The 20,192-nt window shown below is 63.6% G+C and carries 14 protein-coding genes and 1 pseudogene; 13 read left to right on the top strand and 2 right to left on the bottom strand.

What is annotated here, in order from left to right; all coding sequences use genetic code 11:
• The 6 genes and pseudogenes from GSQ89_RS26195 to acnA form a co-directional block, all read left to right on the top strand.
• A pseudogene (locus GSQ89_RS26195) lies at positions 1 to 661 on the top strand (hypothetical protein); the annotation flags it as partial.
• Complete coding sequence (locus GSQ89_RS26190) at positions 658 to 2,427, top strand: hydantoinase B/oxoprolinase family protein (RefSeq protein ID WP_158930816.1); 1,770 nt, start codon at positions 658 to 660, stop codon at positions 2,425 to 2,427. The pseudogene GSQ89_RS26195 and the gene GSQ89_RS26190, both read left to right, overlap by 4 nt.
• Before the next feature lie 22 nt (positions 2,428 to 2,449).
• Positions 2,450 to 3,295 carry a fumarylacetoacetate hydrolase family protein gene (locus GSQ89_RS26185; RefSeq protein ID WP_158930814.1) on the top strand — a complete coding sequence of 282 codons (846 nt, stop codon included), beginning with the start codon at positions 2,450 to 2,452 and terminating at the stop codon, positions 3,293 to 3,295.
• A gap of 109 nt (positions 3,296 to 3,404) precedes the next feature.
• Positions 3,405 to 4,760, top strand: a complete 1,356-nt coding sequence (locus GSQ89_RS26180; RefSeq protein ID WP_158930812.1) for an MmgE/PrpD family protein — start codon at positions 3,405 to 3,407, stop codon at positions 4,758 to 4,760.
• 8 nt (positions 4,761 to 4,768) lie between these two features.
• Positions 4,769 to 5,704: a LysR substrate-binding domain-containing protein gene (locus GSQ89_RS26175; protein ID WP_158930810.1), complete on the top strand. Its 936-nt coding sequence runs from the start codon at positions 4,769 to 4,771 to the stop codon at positions 5,702 to 5,704.
• A gap of 107 nt (positions 5,705 to 5,811) precedes the next feature.
• The gene (gene acnA, locus GSQ89_RS26170) at positions 5,812 to 8,484 is read left to right on the top strand and encodes an aconitate hydratase AcnA (protein WP_216856402.1); all 2,673 of its coding nucleotides are present in this window, start codon (positions 5,812 to 5,814) and stop codon (positions 8,482 to 8,484) included.
• A 19-nt stretch (positions 8,485 to 8,503) separates the two neighbouring features.
• On the opposite strand, the gene GSQ89_RS26165 is transcribed toward acnA, so the two are convergent.
• Together GSQ89_RS26165 and GSQ89_RS26160 are read right to left on the bottom strand one after the other, a co-directional pair.
• Positions 8,504 to 9,985, bottom strand: coding sequence for an FAD-dependent oxidoreductase (locus GSQ89_RS26165; protein ID WP_158930808.1), 1,482 nt, complete (start codon positions 9,983 to 9,985; stop codon positions 8,504 to 8,506).
• Positions 9,986 to 10,012: 27 nt separating this feature from the next.
• On the bottom strand, positions 10,013 to 11,335 hold the full coding sequence (locus GSQ89_RS26160) for an MFS transporter (RefSeq protein ID WP_158930806.1): 1,323 nt from the start codon (positions 11,333 to 11,335) through the stop codon (positions 10,013 to 10,015).
• 341 nt (positions 11,336 to 11,676) lie between these two features.
• Between GSQ89_RS26160 and tcuA the strand changes: the two genes are divergently transcribed.
• From tcuA to GSQ89_RS26125, 7 genes are all read left to right on the top strand, one after another.
• Positions 11,677 to 13,200 carry an FAD-dependent tricarballylate dehydrogenase TcuA gene (tcuA, locus tag GSQ89_RS26155; RefSeq protein ID WP_174254932.1) on the top strand — a complete coding sequence of 508 codons (1,524 nt, stop codon included), beginning with the start codon at positions 11,677 to 11,679 and terminating at the stop codon, positions 13,198 to 13,200.
• 105 nt (positions 13,201 to 13,305) lie between these two features.
• Positions 13,306 to 14,262, top strand: coding sequence for an ABC transporter substrate-binding protein (locus GSQ89_RS26150; protein WP_158930802.1), 957 nt, complete (start codon positions 13,306 to 13,308; stop codon positions 14,260 to 14,262).
• On the top strand, positions 14,262 to 15,056 hold the full coding sequence (locus GSQ89_RS26145) for an ABC transporter permease (RefSeq protein WP_158930800.1): 795 nt from the start codon (positions 14,262 to 14,264) through the stop codon (positions 15,054 to 15,056). The genes GSQ89_RS26150 and GSQ89_RS26145 overlap by 1 nt, the downstream gene beginning before the upstream one ends.
• Complete coding sequence (locus GSQ89_RS26140; RefSeq protein ID WP_158930798.1) at positions 15,049 to 15,861, top strand: ABC transporter ATP-binding protein; 813 nt, start codon at positions 15,049 to 15,051, stop codon at positions 15,859 to 15,861. Before GSQ89_RS26145 ends, GSQ89_RS26140 begins: the two co-directional genes overlap by 8 nt.
• Positions 15,858 to 16,748 (top strand): NAD(P)-dependent oxidoreductase, encoded by an 891-nt coding sequence (locus GSQ89_RS26135; protein WP_158930796.1) that lies wholly within the window; start codon positions 15,858 to 15,860, stop codon positions 16,746 to 16,748. The genes GSQ89_RS26140 and GSQ89_RS26135 overlap by 4 nt, the downstream gene beginning before the upstream one ends.
• Positions 16,749 to 16,792: 44 nt before the next feature.
• Positions 16,793 to 17,773: an NAD-dependent epimerase/dehydratase family protein gene (locus GSQ89_RS26130; RefSeq protein WP_158930794.1), complete on the top strand. Its 981-nt coding sequence runs from the start codon at positions 16,793 to 16,795 to the stop codon at positions 17,771 to 17,773.
• Positions 17,774 to 17,992: 219 nt separating this feature from the next.
• A partial coding sequence (locus tag GSQ89_RS26125; RefSeq protein ID WP_158930792.1) for a polysaccharide biosynthesis tyrosine autokinase occupies positions 17,993 to 20,192 on the top strand: 2,200 nt, incomplete at its 3' end.

The following is a 20,192-nucleotide window of genomic DNA, read 5'->3' as shown; positions in this document are numbered from 1 at the left end:
GATCGGCATGAAGCGCGTCATCATCCCGCCGATGCCTGGCCATTTCTCCGCCTACGGCATGCTCTACGCCGATTTCCGCTACGATGTCGTGGACACGGTAGCCGCGCTGCTGGAACGGTTGGACATCGACGAAGTGGAAGGCCGTTTCGTCGCTCTGGAAAAGGAGGGCGCCGCGGCGCTGGATCGGCTCGGCCTGCAAGTGCGCAACCTGCGCACCGTCCGCTACGCCGAGATGCGCTATCAGCGGCAGGAATACACCATCAAGGTTCGCCTGCCCGCCCACCAGGCCAGCCACGCCGAATGGCGCGCTTTGTTCGAGGAGCAGTACGCCCGCCGCTACGGCCATGTCTCCCGTGAGATGCCGATCGACGTGCTGATGCTGCGGGTGGTCGCTGACGGACAGACGACGCGCCCGACCGCCGGCGAGGGACTGTCGCGCGGAACCATCCGGCCTGTGCCACGGCAGCGCGACGTCTGGTTCGCCGGCACCGGCCGCACCGCTTGCGACGTCTGGCAGCGCGACGACCTGCTGGCCGGCACCCGCATCGCCGGCCCGGCGGTGATCGAGGAACACGCTTCCACCACCGTGCTACCCCCCGGCGATCGTGCGGAGATCGACACATGGGGCAATATCGTCATCGACCTGGGAGACGGCGCATGAACGCACCGGTAAGCACAACGCGGAAACAGATCGATCCGGTAACGCTGGAGGTCGTGCGCAACTTGCTGATCGGCATCCTCGATGAGGGCGAGATAAACCTGTCCCGCACCGCCTTCAGCCCGATCATCTATGAGGTGAAGGACTACTGCATCGGCCTGCTCGACCGGGAAGGCCGCACCATCGCGCAAAGCCGTGGCGGCATCCCCACCTTCATGGCCGACCTCGGCGAACCGGTGCGCGACGGCATCGCCATCTATGGCGAGGACGGACTGCACCCCGACGACGTCCTGCTGATGAACTACTCCGGCGTGTGCGGCCAGCACCTCAACAACGTCGTCATCTACATGCCGGTGCATTGGGAGGGCACGCTGATCGGCTTCGCCGCCACACGCGCGCACTGGACCGATGTGGGCGGCCGCGTCGCCGGCTCGTTCTCCACCGACACCACGGAAATCTACCAGGAAGGCATTCAGCTTCGCAGCATCAAGATCCACAAGCGCGGCGTGCTGGATGAGGAGCTGATGCGGGTGATCCGCCACAACATCCGCTTCCCCGAACTGTCCTTCGGCGACATGGCCGCGCAGATCGCCGCTTGCTCACTCAGTGCCCGGCGCTGGCAGGAGATGGTGGGCAAATACGGCTGGGACGTGATGGAATCCTGCATCCACGCAATCTGGGATCAGTCTGAGGCATTCGTCCGCCGCCAGATCACCGCCCTGCCCGACGGCCGCTACACCGCCAAATCCTTCATGGACGATGACGGGGTGAATTTCGACCAGACGCTCGACGTGCAAGCCACGGTGATCGTCGACGGCGATGAACTGGAGATCGATTTCACCGGCACCTCGCCACAAACCAAGGGACCGATGAACAGCGGCCGCAGCGGCGGACTGGCCGCGGCCAGGGTTGCGTTCAAAAGCGCCGTGGTGCCCAACCTGCCGCCCAACGAAGGCGTGTTCCGGGCGCTGCGCGTCACCCTGCCGCCCGGCACCATGATCAGCGCCACCGACGACGCCGCCATGGCACAGTGGAACATGCCGCTGAAGACGGTGATCGACACTATCTACTGGGCGTTCAGCCAGTGCGCCCCGGACCGCGTGCCGGCCGCGCATCACTGCTCCCAGGGCATGTATTCGTTCTACGGCAAGGACGTAGAGACCGGGCGTCGCTTCTCCACACTGGACACTGCACTGGGCGGCTGGGGTGCTCGGCCTGACGCCGACGGCTTCTCCCCGCTGAAGACGGTCACCCACGGCGACACCCGCAACGTGCCGGTGGAGGTGGAAGAAGCCTTCTACCCCATCCTGGTGGAGCGCTTCGAGTGGCGGCCGGACAGCGCCGGGCCGGGCCGCTTCCGCGGTGGCCTGGGTGTCCACAAAGTCTACCGCGTGCTGCAGGACGCCCAGTTGGTGGCGGCGTTCGAGCGTTCGAAGTTCCCGCCCTGGGGCCTGTTCGGCGGCGGTTCGGCCCAGGTGGGCTATGCGACCGTGCGACAGCCCGGCCAGAACAACGCGTCGAAGATGTTCAAGGTCACCGCGCTGGACCTGCAAAAAGACGCCGTGGTGGAATTCCTCTCCGCCGGCGGCGGCGGCCGTTTCCCGGCCTGGGAGCGTCCGGTGGCGCGTGTCGTGGACGATGTCCGCCAAGGTTACGTGACGGTGGACGGCGCTCGGCGGCAATACGGCGTGGCGCTCGACCCGGCCACGCTGGACGTCGACGAAGCCGCGACCGCCGACCTACGCTCCGCCATGCAAACCGCCGCCTGAACCGAACGAAAGGAGACCTCACATGCGCCTCGCCAGCTACCACGTCGCCGGCCGCCCGAGCTACGGCATCATCACCGATGCCGGAGCGATCGATCTGCCGTCCCGCCTCGGTACGGATTGTCCCACCCTGCGCGCCGCCATCGCCACGGGTGCCCTGCCCCGCATCCACGCCGTTGCCACCGCGGCGCCGGACGTGGCCCTGACCGACCTGGTCTACGACCTGCCGCTGCCCGATTCCGGCAAGATCATCTGCATCGGCCGCAACTACCGCGGCCACGTCGCCGAGGGGAACAGCAAGCTGCCCGAACAGCCCAGCGTGTTCATCCGCACCCTGGAGAGCTTCGTACCGCAGGACGGCGCGCTGGTCCGCCCCCGTGTCTCCACCCACTTCGACTACGAGGGCGAACTCGCACTGGTGATCGGCACGAAAGGCCGCCACATCGCGCCGGCGGACGCGCTGTCCCACATCTTCGGCTACACCTGCCTGAACGAGGGCAGCATCCGCGACTACCAGTTCACCCACTCGCTGACGGTGGGCAAGAATTTCCACCACAGCGGCAGCATCGGCCCGTGGATCGTGCCCGCCGAGGACGTCGGCGACCCGACGAAACTGACCCTGCGCACCCGCCTCAACGGGGCGGAGGTCCAGCACACGCACACCGACGACCTGATCTTCGACATCCCCGCCATCATCGCCTACCTCTCGGTCCTGCTGCCGCTCAATCCTGGCGACATCATTTCCACCGGCACGCCGGAGGGCGTCGGTTTCGCCCGCAAGCCGCCGTTGTGGATGAAGGCCGGTGACACCGTCGAGGTGGAGATTTCCGGCATCGGCACATTGCGTAACGGCGTGGTGGACGAGGACTGACAGGACCGCGACTGTCGCCCGTGTGCGGTTCGCGTAAGGCCTCGGTTTGATTGATTAACGGGCCGCCCGGGTACAACCTCTCTCGTCCTGGGGAAACGATCGGGGTGTCATGGACCGCACGACGACGCATCTGGCTGATTACGCGGCCGCCACGGCTTACGCCGCCCTGCCGCCGTCGGCCGTACATGCCTGCAAGCGGCGGCTGGTTGACTCCATGGCCTGTGCCCTGGGCGCGCTGGACGCACCATTATGCCACCGGGTGCGCGCGCTGGCCCGACGCCATGCGGGTGACCCAGATGCCGCCGTGTGGGGTTCGCCGGCCCGTTCCTCGCCGGAAATCGCGGCGTTCGCCAACGGCGTGGCGGTCCGTTATCTCGATCACAGCGACACTTATGTTTCCAAGAGTCCCGGTCATCCAAGCGATGTGATCGCCGGCATTCTTGCCATCGCCGACGCCGTGCGCGCACCCGGCACCGAGGTGATCAACGCGATCGTTTTGGCCTACGAGATCTATTGCGGGTTCCTGGATGTGGTCGCGGCCCATACCAAGGGAATCGACCAGGCGACCGCCGTCGTCATCGCGGTCGCGGCCGCCGGCGGACGGCTGTTGGGGCTGTCGCGGGATGCGATCGCCAATGCCATCGCGCTGGCGTTGGTGCCGAACCTTCATCTCAGCAACGTGCGCCATGGCGAGTTGTCCGACTGGAAAGGCTGTGCCGGCCCCAATGGTGCAAAAGCCGGCGTTTTCGCGGCATACCTCGCGCAGGACGGTTTCACCGGGCCGTCCGGTGTCTTCGACGGGCCGGGCGGGTTGTGGTCCATCCTGGGTCCCGTCGAGTGGCGGCTTGACGATCCCGGCGCGCACCAGCCCCGCAAGATCGAACAATCCGATATCAAGACGTTCCCCGTCTGCTATCATGGATTATCGGCGGTGGAAGCGGCAATCGGTTTGCGCGACCGGATCTCGCCGTCGGAGCTTCGATCGATCGAAATCGAGACCTATGGCCTCGCGGTCCTCCGCATGGCGGGCGACCCGACTCGCTGGGCGCCGAAAACCCGCGAGACGGCGGACCATTCGCTTCCTTATGTCGTATCGGTGGCGCTGTTGGACGGCGCGTTGACCTCCGCTTCCTACAACCCTGCCCGGCTGAACGATCCGGCGGTGGCCGCCTTGATGGCGAAGGTCAAAGTGGGCGAGACATCAGGGCATTCGGCGGGTTACCCGGATGGCGCGCCAGCCAGGGTCACGGTCGGACTGGCATCGGGACAGTCGGTAACGGCGGAAATACGTTTCCCGAAAGGTCACCAGAACAACCCGGTGTCCGACGCAGAACTGGAGGCAAAATTCTTCAGTCTGGCCGCCCCGACCGTCAACCGAACCGCCGCCCGGCGTTTGCTGGATGGGCTATGGGCATGCGATGCGCTGCCCGTCATGGCCGATGCGTTCGGATCGTTGGCGGACTGAGAGCGCCCGTGCTGCTCCGCCAACTCCGTTACGTCGTCGCGATCCATCGTTGCGGAAACCATATCTCGGCCGCAGCGAACGCCTTGCATACCTCGCAGCCCGGCCTCAGCAAGCAGATCCAGTTGCTGGAACACGAACTGGGGTTCGCGATTTTCGAACGCAAGCGCAACCGCCTGGTCGGCCTGACCGAACCGGGCCAGAAGGTCGTCGAAATCGCCCAGCATATCCTCGGCGACGTGCAAAACCTTCGCACCATCAAGGACGATCATTTCGCCGAGGAATATGGTTCCCTGGTCATCGGAACCACGCAGACCTCGGCGCGCTATATTTTGCCACCGATCATATCGGGTTTCATGGTCCGCTACCCGAAAGTCCATCTCAGGCTTCAGCAGGGCAATCCCACGCAGATCTGTGAAGCCGTGGAGGAAGGCAAAGCGGATATCGCCATTGGAACCGACACGATGCGGCCGTTTCCCAGGCTGGTTCGCTTCCCCTGCTTCCCGGTGGAACGCAGCCTGATCGCTCGGAAGGACCATCCCATCCTGCGGGTCAAAAACCTGACGCTGGAGGAAATCGTCAAGTATCCGATGGTCGCCCACGACCCTTACCGCAGCGGCAGTTGGAAGATCCTGGACGCATTCCGCGCCAAGGGGCTGGAGCCGAACGTGGTGCTCGATGCGGTCGATGCCGATGTGGCCAAGACCTACGTGGAACTCGGACTTGGGATCGCCGTGCTGGCCGCGGTCGCGGTCGATCCGAAGCACGACCGGGACCTGCGCGCCCGCGACGCGAGCCATTTGTTCGAAGCGAGCATGACCTATATCTCCCTGCGCAAGGGGGCTTATGTGCGCCGTTACGTGTTCGACTTCATTCAGGCCCTGGCACCCAAACTTCTCCCGGAGGAGATCCGAACCGCGCTGCGAGACGACTCCGGGGCGCCCTGATCGGCGGGATTATTCCCGAGCGGCATAGTGCTAGACGTTCGGACGCTTTGTCCGCGACGCCGACCGCCGGTAGCCTGGACGGACAACCCGCAAGAAAGGGAGCCGTGGTGGAAGCGAATTTTGCCGACCTGACAAGACGCGAGATCGATCTGGGTCTTGCCGGTCCGTACCGGTTCCATTCGTTGCCCGTGCTGGCATCACAAGGCTTCCCCGCCGTCGGGCGTTTGCCGCGCTCGCTGCGCGTGATCCTCGAATCCCTGCTGCGCAACTGCGATGGCCAGCGTGTGACCGACGATCACGTCGCCGCACTGGCCGGATGGCAGCCAAACGGCGATCGCGACAGCGAGATTCCGTTTACCGTGGGGCGCGTGGTGCTGAACTGCGCGGCGGGCATTCCGCTTCTGGGCGACCTGACGGCGATCCGTGGCGCTGTCCGCGATCTTGGTTATTCCGCCGCGGCGGTGAAGCCCAAGGTTCCGGTCGACATGGTGCTCGATCACACGCTGACCGTCGATTATCACGCCTCACCGGACGCATTGTCGCGCAACATGGCGTTGGACATCCAGCGCAACGAAGAACGGTACCGCTTCGTCAAATGGGCGATGCAGGCCTATGACGGGATTCGCCTGTTTCCGCCCGGTTCGGGCATCCTGCATCAGCTCAACCTGGAATTCCTGGCGCCGGGATTGCTGTTCAAGGATGGCATGTGCTTTCCCGACACCCTGGTGGGGACCGACTCCCATACCTGTATGATCGCGGGGTTGGGTGTCGTCGGCTGGGGCGTGGGCGGCATCGAGGCCGAGAGCGCGGTCATGGGCCAACCGGTGTTCCTGCAAATGCCGGACGTGACCGGCGTCCACGTGACCGGCCGCCTGGCAGAGGGAGTGACCGCGACCGATCTGGTGCTGCACGTCACCGAGATGTTGCGCCAGGCGAAGGTTGTCGGCAGCTTCGTCGAATTCTTCGGTGAAGCGGTGGCCAGACTGACCGTTCCCGATCGGGCGACGTTGTCCAACATGGCGGTCGAATACGGTGCCACCATCGGCTATTTCCCGATCGACGAGCAGACCTGCCGCTACCTGCGTCAGACCGGCCGGCCGGAGGCTGATGTCGCCGCCTATGAAACTTACTTCTGCACCCAGGGTTGTTTCGGTGCGCCTCGCCTCGGGGAGATTGACTATACGCGCGTCCTGACGCTCGACCTGGATAGCGTCGTGCCCAATTTGGCGGGTCCGAAACGGCCGCAGGACCGCGTGCCGTTGCGGGAGATGAAGGACCGGTTCCAGACGGCACTGCGTGAACCGGTCGCGCAGGGCGGCTACGGAAAGGCAACAGGGGCGGGTCCGCACGATGGTGAGGTAGTCATCGCGGCCATAACGTCCTGCACCAACACGTCCAACCCCGGTGTCATGCTGGCGGCCGGCCTTGTGGCTCGGAAGGCCGTTGCGCGCGGGCTGGCCCCCAAGCCGTGGGTGAAGACATCGCTGACACCGGGTTCCCAGGTCGTCGGGAAATACCTGCGGGAAAGCGGCTTGCAGGACGACCTGGATCGCCTGGGATTCAACGTCGTTGGCTACAGTTGCGCGACCTGCGTCGGCGCGTCCGGTCCGATCGATTCGGCGCTGGAAGCATCGATCGCCGAGAACGATGTGGTGGCGTGTGCTGTCCTGTCCGGCAACCGGAACTTCGAGGCCCGCATCCACCCCGCCGTCCGAGCGTCGTTCCTGGCAAGCCCTCCGCTGGTCGTGGCGTTCGCATTGGCAGGCCGGGCGGATATCGATATGGCGACAGAACCGGTTGGCTTCGACCAGTCCGGCAACCCGGTGTTTCTGCGCGATCTGTGGCCAAGCTCGGCGGAAATCGAGCAGGCGTTCGCCGCGGCGCTGAATCCGGAACTTTACCGGGACGTCTATGCCGGGGACCCCGGCAGCGACAATCCGGCGTGGACCGCCATCGCGTATCCGGACGGTGAGGTCTATCCGTGGGATGACACATCCACTTATATTAAGGAGCCGCCGTTCCTCGCTTCGGAATTACGCCGGTCGGTCCTGCATGATATCACCGGCGCCCGTCTGCTGCTTCTGCTTGGCGATTCCGTTACGACGGACCACATCAGCCCGATCAGCACGATCCGCGCATCGTCTTCGGCGGGGCGGTATCTGTCCGGCTTCGGTGTCGCGCCGGCCGATTTCAACAACTATGGTGCCCGCCGGATGAACCACGACGTGATGGTTCGTGGTGCATTTTCCAATGCCCGACTGAAGAATCGCCTTGTGCCCGGCGTCGAGGGCGGCGTGACCATGCGTAAACCGAGCGGCGAGCAGATGAGTGTGTTCGATGCGGCGATGCGGTATCGGAATGAGGATGTGCCGCTGATCATCATGGCCGGGGAGGAATACGGCACCGGCAGCGCGCGCGATTGGGCCGCGAAGGCGACCCGGTTGCTTGGCGTGCGCGTGGTCATCGCCGGTAGTTTCGAGCGTATCCATCGCAGCAATCTTGTCGGCATGGGCGTGCTGCCGCTGCAACTTCCCGCCGGCACCACGGCTGCGACACTTGGGCTGGATGGCAGCGAAACGTTCGATATTATCGGTTTAAGCGACGAGATCGCGCCCGGTCAGACAGTCACGTTAATGATCCAACGAACCGACGATGTCATCGAATCGATACCATTAAAACTTCGCATCGATACCCTGGCCGAACTCCAGTACGTGCGGCACGGGGGTATCATGCCGTTCGTGTTCGCGGAATTGGTGCGGAACGCGGAAGCGGCGGCCTGATAGGACGCCGACCGGCACGTTACGCCCGTTCAAGGGCGGCCTGGTGGCCCGCGATACGCCCCATAACGAGGCAACTGATCTGCATGCCGCCGGGCCAGTAGCTGTCGTAATACAGCGGGCCGGCACAATTACCGACGGCGTACAGGCCGGGAATCACCCGTCCGTCGGGTTCCAGGACCTGCGCGTTCGTGTTGATGGTTATGGCGCCGAACGTCTGGGTAATACCGGGCACCAATGGATAAAAAGCGTAGAATTTGGGCGTTTCGATCTTGGCCGCGAGGCCTGCCTTCGGCGGATTGGCATCAAGTGCTTTACCGTCCTGCACGGCGCTATTGAATGCGTCGATGGTTGCCTTGAGCTGTGCCGCCGGAACCTTGATCTGGCCCGCCAGGTCTTCGATGGTGTTTGCCTCCAGCACGGGCAGGTTCAGTGCCTTATAGACCGCGAGCGACATCTGCGTGTCGTGTTCCGCCTTGAGGTTCTCATCAAAGACCAAGGCGATCACCTGGCCAGGCTGCCCCAATGCGGCGCGGCCATTGATCAGCAACCCCTTTGATTCGTCGACGTACCGTTTGCCGTCCCGGTTGATCGCGACACAATGACGCAGCGCCCGTTCGGGGTTGGCACCTGCCGGTTCCCGCGGGTCCACTGTCACCACCGACACCGTTGCGAGGCCGGCCATGTTTTGCAGGGCCGCGCCGGCTTCCAACGCCATCAAATGGCCATCGCCGGTCGCCGTCTTGGCGCCGCGCACCAACATCGCGTCGGCATCCGGATGGACCAGTTGTTCCAGCATGTATTTGTTCGCGCAATAGCCGCCGGCAGCGATCACGACCGCGTTGGCCATGTAGTCGACAATTCCGTCTTGCGTCGCCACTTTCACGCCGACCACGTGGCCGCGATTATCCATGATGAGTTGTTTGGCTTTCGCCTCATACACGATCGTGCCGCCAAGTCCGGTAAACTGCTTCTGCATGGTGGCAAGCCACCGTGGCATCCCCTGCCATGGCGCCGGGGCCAGGGTCATCGTGCCGCCGCTGCCCAACCGAGCGGGTTCGTACTCGATGAATTCGGATCCCTGCTGTTTCAGCCACGCGATATCGCTCCATGCATGATCGGCGATGACCCGAAACAGGGCTTTGTTTCCTCGCCCCTGGGTGACCCTGTCGTTGTCGTCGACAAAGGCCTGCCGCGATTCCGCCGTGTCCTTGCCAGGCACGAAAAAGATGCCGCCGGACATGCGGGAATCACCGCCGCTGCTGTCCGCGGCCGTCTTCTCAAGGACGACGACGTTGGCACCGTCCTGTTTCGCTTGCAGTGCGGCGACAAGAGCAGCCGTTCCGGCGCCGATGACCACGACATCATGTTTCTCGCTTCGCAGACCCGCCGGCAGCAGCGCGGCACGCACCGGCGCGCCCATGGTGAGGCCCACGCCGCCGATCCCAATCCCGGTCAGGATGTTTCGCCTGTTCATGCGGTCACTGTTCTTGGATTTCGTCACGTTGCCTCTCCGTTATCGAGCACACGATCAGGACCCTACCGGTTTCCCCAACCGAGGTCCGGGCGCCGTTCCCACATACACGGCGTCACCGCGCCGCCCATACAGGCCCAGCGCGGCGATCAGGCCGCATACCGCGCCGGCAGACATCCATAGACCAGGTGCGGCTTTGTCCCCCGTCATTTCTATCAATCCCGTCGAGATGGCCAGCGAGAAGCCGCCCAGGGTCGTGGCCAGACTATAGGCCAGCGAGAAGCCACTGACCCGTACGGCCGCGGGCACGATCTCGGTCAGCGCGACCGTCATCGCACCGTTGTAGCCGGCATAGACAAAGGACAGCCATAGCTCGACCAGGAACATCCGTCCGAGACTGGGCCGAGCGACCAGCCATGAGAGCGATGGATACGCTGTGAGAATCATCAGCACGGTGAACGCCACCAGGATGGGCTTGCGTCCCACCCGGTCAGAGATCGCGCCCCATATCGGCAGCCAGAACAGGTTCGACAGGCCGATACAGCATGTCACCATCAGGCTGTTCGCTGTCGAAAGATGCAGTTCCCGCACGCCGAAGGTCGGGGTGTAGGTCGTAATGGTGTAGAACGAAACCGTCGTCGTCACGACCATCATCATGCCGAGACCCACGGTTCGCCAGTTGCCGGCCAATGTCGCAATCGACTGCGTCAGCGACGGATGGTGCCGCTGGGCGGTGAACACCTCGGTTTCCTGAAGCGAACGGCGGATCATGAAGATGAACGGCACGACCAGGCAGCCGATGAAGAATGGGATGCGCCAGCCCCAGGCCGCGATGTCAGACGGGGCCATCAGCGTGTTGACGGCGAAGCCGGTCAGGCCCGCCGCCACCGTGGCAACCTGCTGGCTGCCGGATTGCCACGCCACATAGAAACCTCTTTTGCCTGGGGACGCTATTTCGGAAAGATAGACGGCGACCCCGCCTGGTTCGCCCCCAGCCGATAGTCCTTGCAGCAACCGACCCGCGACCACCAGCGCCGGCGCCACAGGCCCAATGCTCGCATAGCTCGGCATGAACGCGACCAGAACAGTTCCAGTTGCCAGAAAGCCCAGGCTGACGATAAGGCCTTTGCGGCGGCCGACTTTGTCGATGTAGGCGCCAAGCACGACGGCACCGATCGGCCGGACCAGGAAACCGGCACCAAACACGACAAGCGCCAGCATAAGGGAGGCAAACTCGCTGCCGACCGGGAAGAAGGTGGCGGCGATATGCCGCGCATAGAAGCCGTAAAGAAAGAAATCATAGAATTCCAGGAAGTTTCCGCTTGCCACGCGAAACACCATGGCAGCCTTGGATCTGGACGGGCGTAACGCGTCGCTCATCACCGGACGTCCTCCTTTTTTCCCGTCTCCGCGATAATCTGGGGCGGGGGTTCTTCTGGCGGATTAGACGGCGTTGACGACGCAAACCGCAATAGCCCCGGTCGCCGGTTCAGCGTGGCCGGGTTGGAAACCGGAAGGTGTCTTGCAATACCGTTAACGCGGCATTTTCTCCGCCTGGCGGGGCGTTTGCGTTCCCGCTGTCGGTCTTCCCGGCTGGCGGTGTGCGTTTCAGTATGCCTTGGCGGATATAGTAGCGGTATACAATATTCTACTGCATCAGCCGTCAATCAGCGATCGTCCGTGCTTAAGTGCTTGCGGTTAGGCGCGCGGGGGAAGCGGCATTGTCAAAATCGGATCCGATATACGATGTCGTCGTCGTCGGTGGTGGGAACGCGGCGCTGTGCGCGGCGCTCTCGGCAAAGGAAAACGGTGCCGCCCGGGTGTTGCTGCTGGAACGAGCCCCGCGGGACGAACGCGGCGGCAACAGTACCTTCACCGAAGGCCTGATGCGCTTCGTCTATAACGGCGCCGACGACATTATCGCCTTGTCCCCCGATCTTTCAGCGGCAGAGCGTGAAAGCGATTTCGGCGTCTACACCGAAGCCGATTTCTACGACGACATGGCACGGACCACGCAGTACCGGACCGATCCGGAATTGTGCGAAATCCTTGTCACCGGCAGCAACGACGTCATGCACTGGCTGCGGCGGCAGGGTGTCCGCTTCATCCCGCAGTTTGGCCGGCAATCGTTCAAGGTGGACGGCAAATTCAAGTTTTGGGGCGGTGCGACACTCGCCGCGTCGGGTGGTGGGCCCGGTCTGGTCGACCGACTGTACACCAGCGCGGAGAAGGCTGGCGTAGAGATCCGTTACGATGCCTGGGTGCGGGAACTGATCCACGCCGACGGCACGGTATCCGGTGTCGTGGTGCGATCCGGCAACGGCTCCGAACGGATCGAGGCGGCAACGGTGATCCTCGCCTGCGGTGGCTTTGAGGCGAATGCCGAGTGGCGCGCCCGCTACCTGGGGCCGGGATGGGACCTCGCCAAGGTTCGCGGATCCAAATTCAACACCGGTGACGGGCTTGGCATGGCGTTGGGGATCGGCGCGCAGCCGCGCGGACACTGGTCCGGATGCCATGCCGTGGGCTGGGAACGTTACGCCGCCGACTTCGGCGAGTTCGCCATCATGGATGACTATGAACGCGACAGCTACCCGTTCTCGATCATGGTCAACAGCGAGGGGCGCCGATTCCTGGATGAAGGCGCGGACATCCGCAACTATACCTATGCGAAATACGGCCGCAGGATACTCGAACAACCCGGTCAGTTCGCCTGGCAGATTTTCGATTCGGCCGCGGTCCATCTGCTTCGTCCGGAATATCGGTCCCGTCAGGTCACCAAGGTTGTGGCGAACACGATCGAGGAGCTTGCCGCCAAACTGGAAGACGTCGACAACCGGCAATTGTTGAAAACGATCGCCGACTACAACGCCGCGGTGCTGCGCGACGTGCCGTTCAACCCGACGGTCAAAGATGGCAAGGCCGCCATTGGCCTGGATATCCCGAAATCCAACTGGGCCCTGCCGTTGGAAAATCCGCCGTACGAGGCTTACGCCGTGACCTGCGGGATCACGTTCACCTTCGGCGGCGTCCGGATCACCACCCAGGGCCAGGTCGTGAACGCCAATCACCATCCGATACACGGCCTTTATGCGGCTGGCGAAATGGTCGGCGGCTTGTTCTATTTCAACTACCCAGGTGCGACCGGGCTGACCAGCGGTGCGGTGTTCGGCCGTCTTGCTGGAAAATCCGCCGCCTTGGCGGCACATTCCGTCCGTGTAGCCGGCTCGGAGGGTGTTGCTTAACGACCGGCTTCGGCCCAGCCTTCAGCATAGAAGGCGGATCACCATAACGCCCAAAGGGGAACGGGAATGACGATGGGAACGTCCAAACGCAGAGATATCCTTGGCATGGCCGCTGCGGGTATCCTTGGCATGGGAGCGGAACGATCGCACGCGACGCCCGCCGACGATCTGACGGGCACGCTGAACGTCTCCACCTTCAAGCAGACGTCTTATCTGACCGCCTATTATCTGCAGCGGTTCGCCCCAGCCGGCCTGAAGATCAATCTCATCGAGACCACCTCCAACACCGACGCGATCGATGCGCTGGTGACCGGCAGTATCGATGTGGGATACATGGGGGTGATCGCCTGCATTATCGCCGCGTCTCGCGGTCGTCCTTTGCAGGCCGTCGCATCCGTCGCCAGCCGGACGACACGCGTCATGGTGCGCGCCGACAGCCCGTATAAAACCATTGCCGACCTGAAGGGGAAGACCGTCGGGATCGCCAAGGCCACGAACCAGGACATCATCTTTCGCGAACTGGTAAGGGAAGCCGGGCTGGATCCGAAAAAGGACATCGACTTCATTTTGGTGCCGACGCCATCCCAGGTGGCCGCTTTGGCGGACCATACGGTCGAGGCCGTGTCGACCTCCGAACCCAACGGTTCCATTCTGCTGCTGTCCGGTATCGGGCGTGAACTGGTCAAGCACGTCAATCACACGCGGGTCGGAAATCCCGGCATCCTGGTGGCCCTCACGGCCGACTTGATCGCGAAACGACCGGCGCTGGCGCAGATGTTCGTGACGATGCATGCGAAAACCACGATATGGATGCTGCACAACACGGAACAACTGATCACCGACTTCGCGAAAATGGCTCGGTTGAAGGAAGACGTGGTCCGGCTGGCGATGTCCAACACGGCGCATCACTACAACATCAACGATACCTACATGCACAACATCACGGAACTCAGTGACAGCCTGGTCGATGCCAACTATCTCGCCGCCGGATATGACGTGCGCAAGGCGTTCGATCTCCAGTTCCTGCCGGCGGCACGCAAAGCGGCGGGCGAGGTCGTCTGATGGCGCCCGCCCGGCCGGTGGTGGTTTCGTTGCTGCGGAACCTACTGCTGTTCGCCGGCCTACCCGTGGGACTGATCGCGGCGTGGCAATTCGCGTCACAGCGGGGCACGTTGCCGGATTACCTGCTGCCGTCGCCGTTCCAGGTGGTCGCCGGGCTGGTGGAAATCACCCGGGACGGAACCCTGACAACCGATCTTTCCGCCAGTATCTTCCGCAGCGTGACCGGCTTTGCCATCGCCACGGCGATCGCCGTTCCGATCGGCATCGCGATCGGCTGGTTTCGGTCGGTACGAAAATCCACCTACTTCACGCTGCTGGTGCTGATGCCGATCCCGATCACCGCCTGGATCTCCCTCGCGATCCTGTGGTTCGGCATTGGTGACAAATCGGCGATCTTCCTGGTCGCCCTGGGTGCCGCCGTGCCAATCCTGGTCAATACGATTCACGGCGTGGAATGGGTGGACAAACTCTTTATCGAAGCCGCACTGACCCTGGGCACCGGTCCCCGCCAGATACTTTGGCGCATCGTCTTGCCGGCCGCGATGCCTAGCATCCTCACGGGCCTGCGCCTGGGACTGCGCAACTCCTGGGCCGGGCTGGTCGTGGCGGAGATGATCGGTGCGCGGTCCGGAGTCGGTTACCTGATCTGGGATTCGCGGCTGATGATGCGATCCGACCTGATGATCGTCGGCATGCTGCTGGTTGGCATCCTGGGCAGCACGTCCGACCAGTTGATGAGCCTGGCGTCGAAACTGATGCTGCGGTGGAGCCGCACGGATTCGCATGATGGGTGAACCGAAAATCCGTGCCCGCGGCGTCGCCAAGCATTATCGGGCCAATAACCTCGATGTCAGGGCGCTCGATCCGCTCGATCTCGAAATATACGAAGGCGAATTCGTCTGCCTCCTCGGACCCAGCGGATGTGGCAAAAGCACGTTGCTTCGGATGGTGGCCGGCCTTGTCACGCCGTCGGCCGGCACGCTGCACATGGACGGGCGCCTGATCACCAGGCCCTCGCCGGAACGTGGTCTGGTGTTTCAGGAATATGCGCTGTTTCCGTGGATGACGGTGCTGCGGAATGTAATGTACGGACCCAGCGTCAGGGGTCTGGGGCGGGCGAAGGCGGAACAACTGGCGCGCGACCAGATCGCCCGTGTCGGATTGGAAGGATTCGAAAACCACTTTCCATCGCAACTATCCGGCGGCATGAAACAACGCGTCGGCATCGCTCGGGTTTGGGCCAACCAGCCCGACGTGCTGCTGATGGACGAGCCGTTCGGGGCGCTTGATAGTATCACACGCAACGTTCTGCAGCGTGACCTGCTGGGGCTTTGGATGCAGGAACGGCGGACGATTCTGTTCGTGACGCACAGCGTCGAGGAGGCGATCTACCTGGCGGACCGGATCGTTGTCATGTCGGCGCGGCCGGGACGCATCACGGCCATCGTGCCGATCGACGCACCGCGGCCGCGTAATCTTCTGGATCAGGATTCGATCGCGTTGCGCGCACACCTGACCGGCCTGGTCGAGGCTCAGGTGATTGCGACGTCTGGCGGCCGTATAGCCGCGAAATCCGCAGTGGGGGGCTATGTGGAATGACAGACCGAACAGTTGCCGTGATCGGCCTTGGGCAGATGGGATCGGCCATGGCCGCGAGGCTGGCGGAAAACGGCTACGACGTGCGTGGCTACGACGTCAGCGCCGCGGCACGGCAGGCCATCGCCGCCCAGTGCATCGCGACGGTGGAGCGTATGGATGACGTATTCGCCGATCGAACCGTGATATTGACCAGCCTGCCGGATCCGCGTGCGGTTCGCGCGGTCTGGCTTGAACCTGGCGGCGTTGTGGAACGTGCGGCCGGCGGCAGTCTGTGCATCGACCTCAGCACCATCGATCCTGGAACGATGCGGGAGATCGGGACAGCCGCCGCCGCCCATGGCCTGGACGTTCTGGACTGCCCGGTCAGCGGCAGCCCGAAGGAAGCGCGCTCCGGCGGGCTGGTCCTTATCGCCGGCGGCGAACCCGCGACACTGGACCGTGCTCGTCCCCTGCTGGCGTTCCTGGGCGGCGAAATCCAGTACACCGGCGCCGTGGGAACCGCCAAGGTCGTCAAGATCGTCAACAACATGATGTCGATGGGCAACGTCCTGGTGGCGGCCGAGGCGTTCGCGTTGGGCGAAGCCGCCGGCGTCGATCCGGACACGCTGTATCAGGTGCTGTCCAAAAGCGGCGGCCGGTCGCATCACTTTACCAAGCGCTTTCCCAACGCGCTGAAAGGCGACTTCAGCCCCGGCTTCAAGCTGGAATTGGGGGAAAAGGATCTCGCCCTCGGCATCGAACTCGGCCGGCAGATGAAGATGCCGACACCGACCGCGTCGCAGGTGCGGGAACTGTATACCCTGGCCCTGGCCGAGGGCTATCGCGGCCAGGACATTGTCGCCCTGTTGTCGGTCTACCGGCGCTGGACCCAACCATCAACGAATTAGCATGATCCACTCGGCAGGGTTCATGATCAACGATGGAGAAAACCATGAAGATCGCAGGCGGAAAGTTCGCCATCACCGGCGGCGTTAGCCTTATCGGCGCCAGCGTCGCCGAGCAACTGCTGGAAGCAGGGGCGCGGCAGGTCGTTCTGTTCGACAATTATTCGCTGAGCTCGCCCGACATGGTGCAGGGAATCATCCATGATGGGCGCATCAAGTTGATCCGCGGCGACATATTGCGCACCAACGAACTGTTCGATGCGTTCGAGGATGTCCAAGGCGTGTTCGCGATTGCCGGCTTTCTCACGCTGCCCCTGACGCTCAATCCGATGCTCGGGATCGCGGTCAACGTCCAGGGCATGGTGAACGTGCACGAGGTCTGCCGTTACCGAAACGTCGAAAAAGTCGTGTTCTCGTCGTCCGTCGCGACCTATGGGGAGACCGAGGCGGAAACGACGCAGGAGACCGATCCGTGGGCCTGGAGCAAGCAGCAGCCGGGTGCGGCGCTGTACGGGGCGTCCAAGCTGATGGGGGAGAATATCGGTCGGCTGTACGAGGACCGTTACGGCGTGAAGTCGATATCGTTGCGGTATTCGTCCGTTTACGGCGAACGCCAGCATTATCGCGCGATCAATTCGATCTACATCATCGATACCTATGATCGCATCAAACGGGGCGAGCGGCCGATCATTCCGGATGATGGACTGGAGGTCCACGATTATATCCATGTCGCGGACATCGCTCGGGCCAACCTGATGGCGATGGAAAGCGACGTATCGCGGGAAAGCTTCAACGTCGCCACGGGCGTTTCGACGACGCTCAATCGCCTGGTGGAGATTATCCTGCAGGTCACCGGTTCGGACCTTGAACCCGAGTACAAGACCATCCCGGGAAAGATCCGCGCGACCACATCGAAGACGCTGAAGTTCTCCAACAGGAAGATCGAGCGGATGATCGGATGGCGGCCCGGCATCAGCATCGAAGAGGGGATCGAGCGCGTGATTCGGTGGTGCCAAACCCAGCCTTGACCACCGGGCCGATCCTTTAAGGGCGAAGGGTTCCAGCCGCCCGCAAGATCGGTCGTGTTTCTGGTTTGTACCGAAACCGAGCATTCCTTTGCTTCCCCCGCCGTTTCCTTCGCCGGCGTTAGCAAAATCTTAAGCATTCGCGGCCTACGACAGCGTTCGCATTCACCCAGCCCGGAATCACGGCACTCCGGGCGCGATCCAAAAGGCCAAAGAACGCGGATGCTCGACAGGCCCGCCGAAATCGTGGAGGCGACGGTAACCCCCACCCGGGGACCATCGCCGCTACCTGCCGGCCGGCCGCGCGGGCTGTCGCGTGAGAATCTGGGCGGGTTTCTCCTGGCGATCCGCCAACGCCGGGCAACCCTGCTCGCGGCGATCGTGCTGGTGCCGCTGTGCGCCTATCTGACACTGCGGCGGATCACGCCACTCTACACCGCCACGGGTTCGCTGATCTACGATCCCAGCGAATACAAGCCCCGCGAACTGCAAAGCATCCTGCGCGAGGACCCCACCACCGAATCGATGATGGCCAGCCAGGCCGAGATCCTGCAAAGCCTGCACATCGCGGAGCAGGTGGCGAAACGGGGCAATCTCTTCGATAATCCCGAGTTCAATTGGGCGCTGCGTCCCCCCGGCCTGATCCAGCGCACAGTCGCGACGATACGTGAGATGCTCGGTATGGAAACCGACGTCCCGTCCGATCAACCCTATGGGCCGGTCTGGGACCGGACGCGCGACAGGACGCTGGTCGCCGTCCAGGACGCGCTGCACGCCACGGCCGTCCGATCTTCCCACGTGGTGGAAGTCAGCTTCGTCGCCAACGATCCGGTGGTCGCGGCGGCCGCAGTCAACAACGCGATCGACGCCTATATCAAGGAACAATACGCCGCGAAGCACCGCGCGGTCGAAAGTGCGACCCAACTGTTGGAAAAACAGGCCGCCGACCTGCGCCGCCAGGTGCATGACGACGAGGAGCGCATGTCCACCTATCGCTCCACCCACGCATTGAGCCAGGGCATGCATGCCGGCACGGACACTGAGGAAATCACCAGCCTGACCGAGGATCTGGCGAAAGCCCAGTCGGATCGAGCCGCCGCCAACGGGCGCCTCGACGCCGCGCGTGGCAAGGCTGGCGCCGAGGCCCAGGCGGCCGTCGCACCCTCGGTGACAGCGTTGCGGGCGCAGCAGGAACAACTGGCCGGGCAGATCAACGCGCTGCGAACCCGATTGGGCAGCGCCCATCCCGACGTGCAGGGCCTGGTGCGTCAGTATGCCGGCGGCCAGCGCGCGCTGAACGCCGAAATCGCCCGTGTCGTTGCCGCGACGGCGGCCGAACAGCACGCGGCCACCGATCGCGTGCAAACGCTGGAAAGCGTCCTCGACCAGGAAAAAACCGCGGCGGAAAAAGCCGCCAGGGATCGGATTCCACTGGACGCCATGGCCCGTAACCTCGATGCCGCACGTGTCCAGTTGCAGGCAGTGTTGGAAAGCATCCTGCAAACGGCGCAGCAGGGGTCGGTCGAATCCTCCGAGGCGCGCGAGATCTCGGAGGCGATCCCGCCGGAGCATCCCAGCTATCCGCGCACGGTCCAGGCCATGGCTGCGTCGGTCGCAGCGTCCATCTTCCTGGGGCTGCTGCTGGTCTATGTGCTGCAACTGACCGACAGCACGCTGCACAGCGGCGACGAACTGCGCGACGTCATCGGCGCGCCCTGCCTGGCGCTGATCCCCGAGGTCGGCAAGCGCGCACTCGGGCATCTGAAGATCCAGGATTATGTCGTTCGCCGCCCGCTGACGGCGTTCGCCGAACAGGTGCGCTCACTGCGCGCCGGCGTGTCGCTGGACATCGACCATCCACAGATCATTGCCGTCACCGCTGCCCGTCCGGCGGAGGGAAAGTCGCTGCTGACCCTGGCTCTGGGCCGTTCCACGCAATTGGGGGGCGAGCGCGTGCTGGCGGTGGAATGCGACGTCCGCCAGGCGTCGTTCCAATACCGCCTGGCGGGCAACGCCGCACCGGGGCTGCTGGACGTGCTGCGCGGCGACACGGATTGGCGGAACGCGGTGCAGGACGATCCGATCACCGGCATGAAGTTCATCACGGCGGGCAAGCCCGGCGGCGATGTGCTGGGATTGTTCCTGTCCGACCAGATGCGGCAGTTCCTGGCGGAATTGCGCGGCCACTACGACCTGATCCTGCTGGACGCCCCGCCGGTCGAGGCTATGACCGAGGCCCGCATCGCCGCCGCCATGGCGGATGCCACGCTGCTGTGCGTGCGGTGGCGCTCCACTCAGACCAAAACCCTGCTGCATGCGCTGGAGATACTACGCGACGCCCACGCGAAGATTATCGGCGCTGTACTGACAAGGGTCGATCCACGCGTGCATCTTCGATCCGGACACGCCGATGCGGGGGTGC

It is taken from the genome of Acidisphaera sp. S103, assembly GCF_009765975.1.
Classification (GTDB): Bacteria; Pseudomonadota; Alphaproteobacteria; order Acetobacterales; family Acetobacteraceae; genus Rhodopila.
This window is presented reverse-complemented; position numbering and strand designations above follow the sequence as displayed.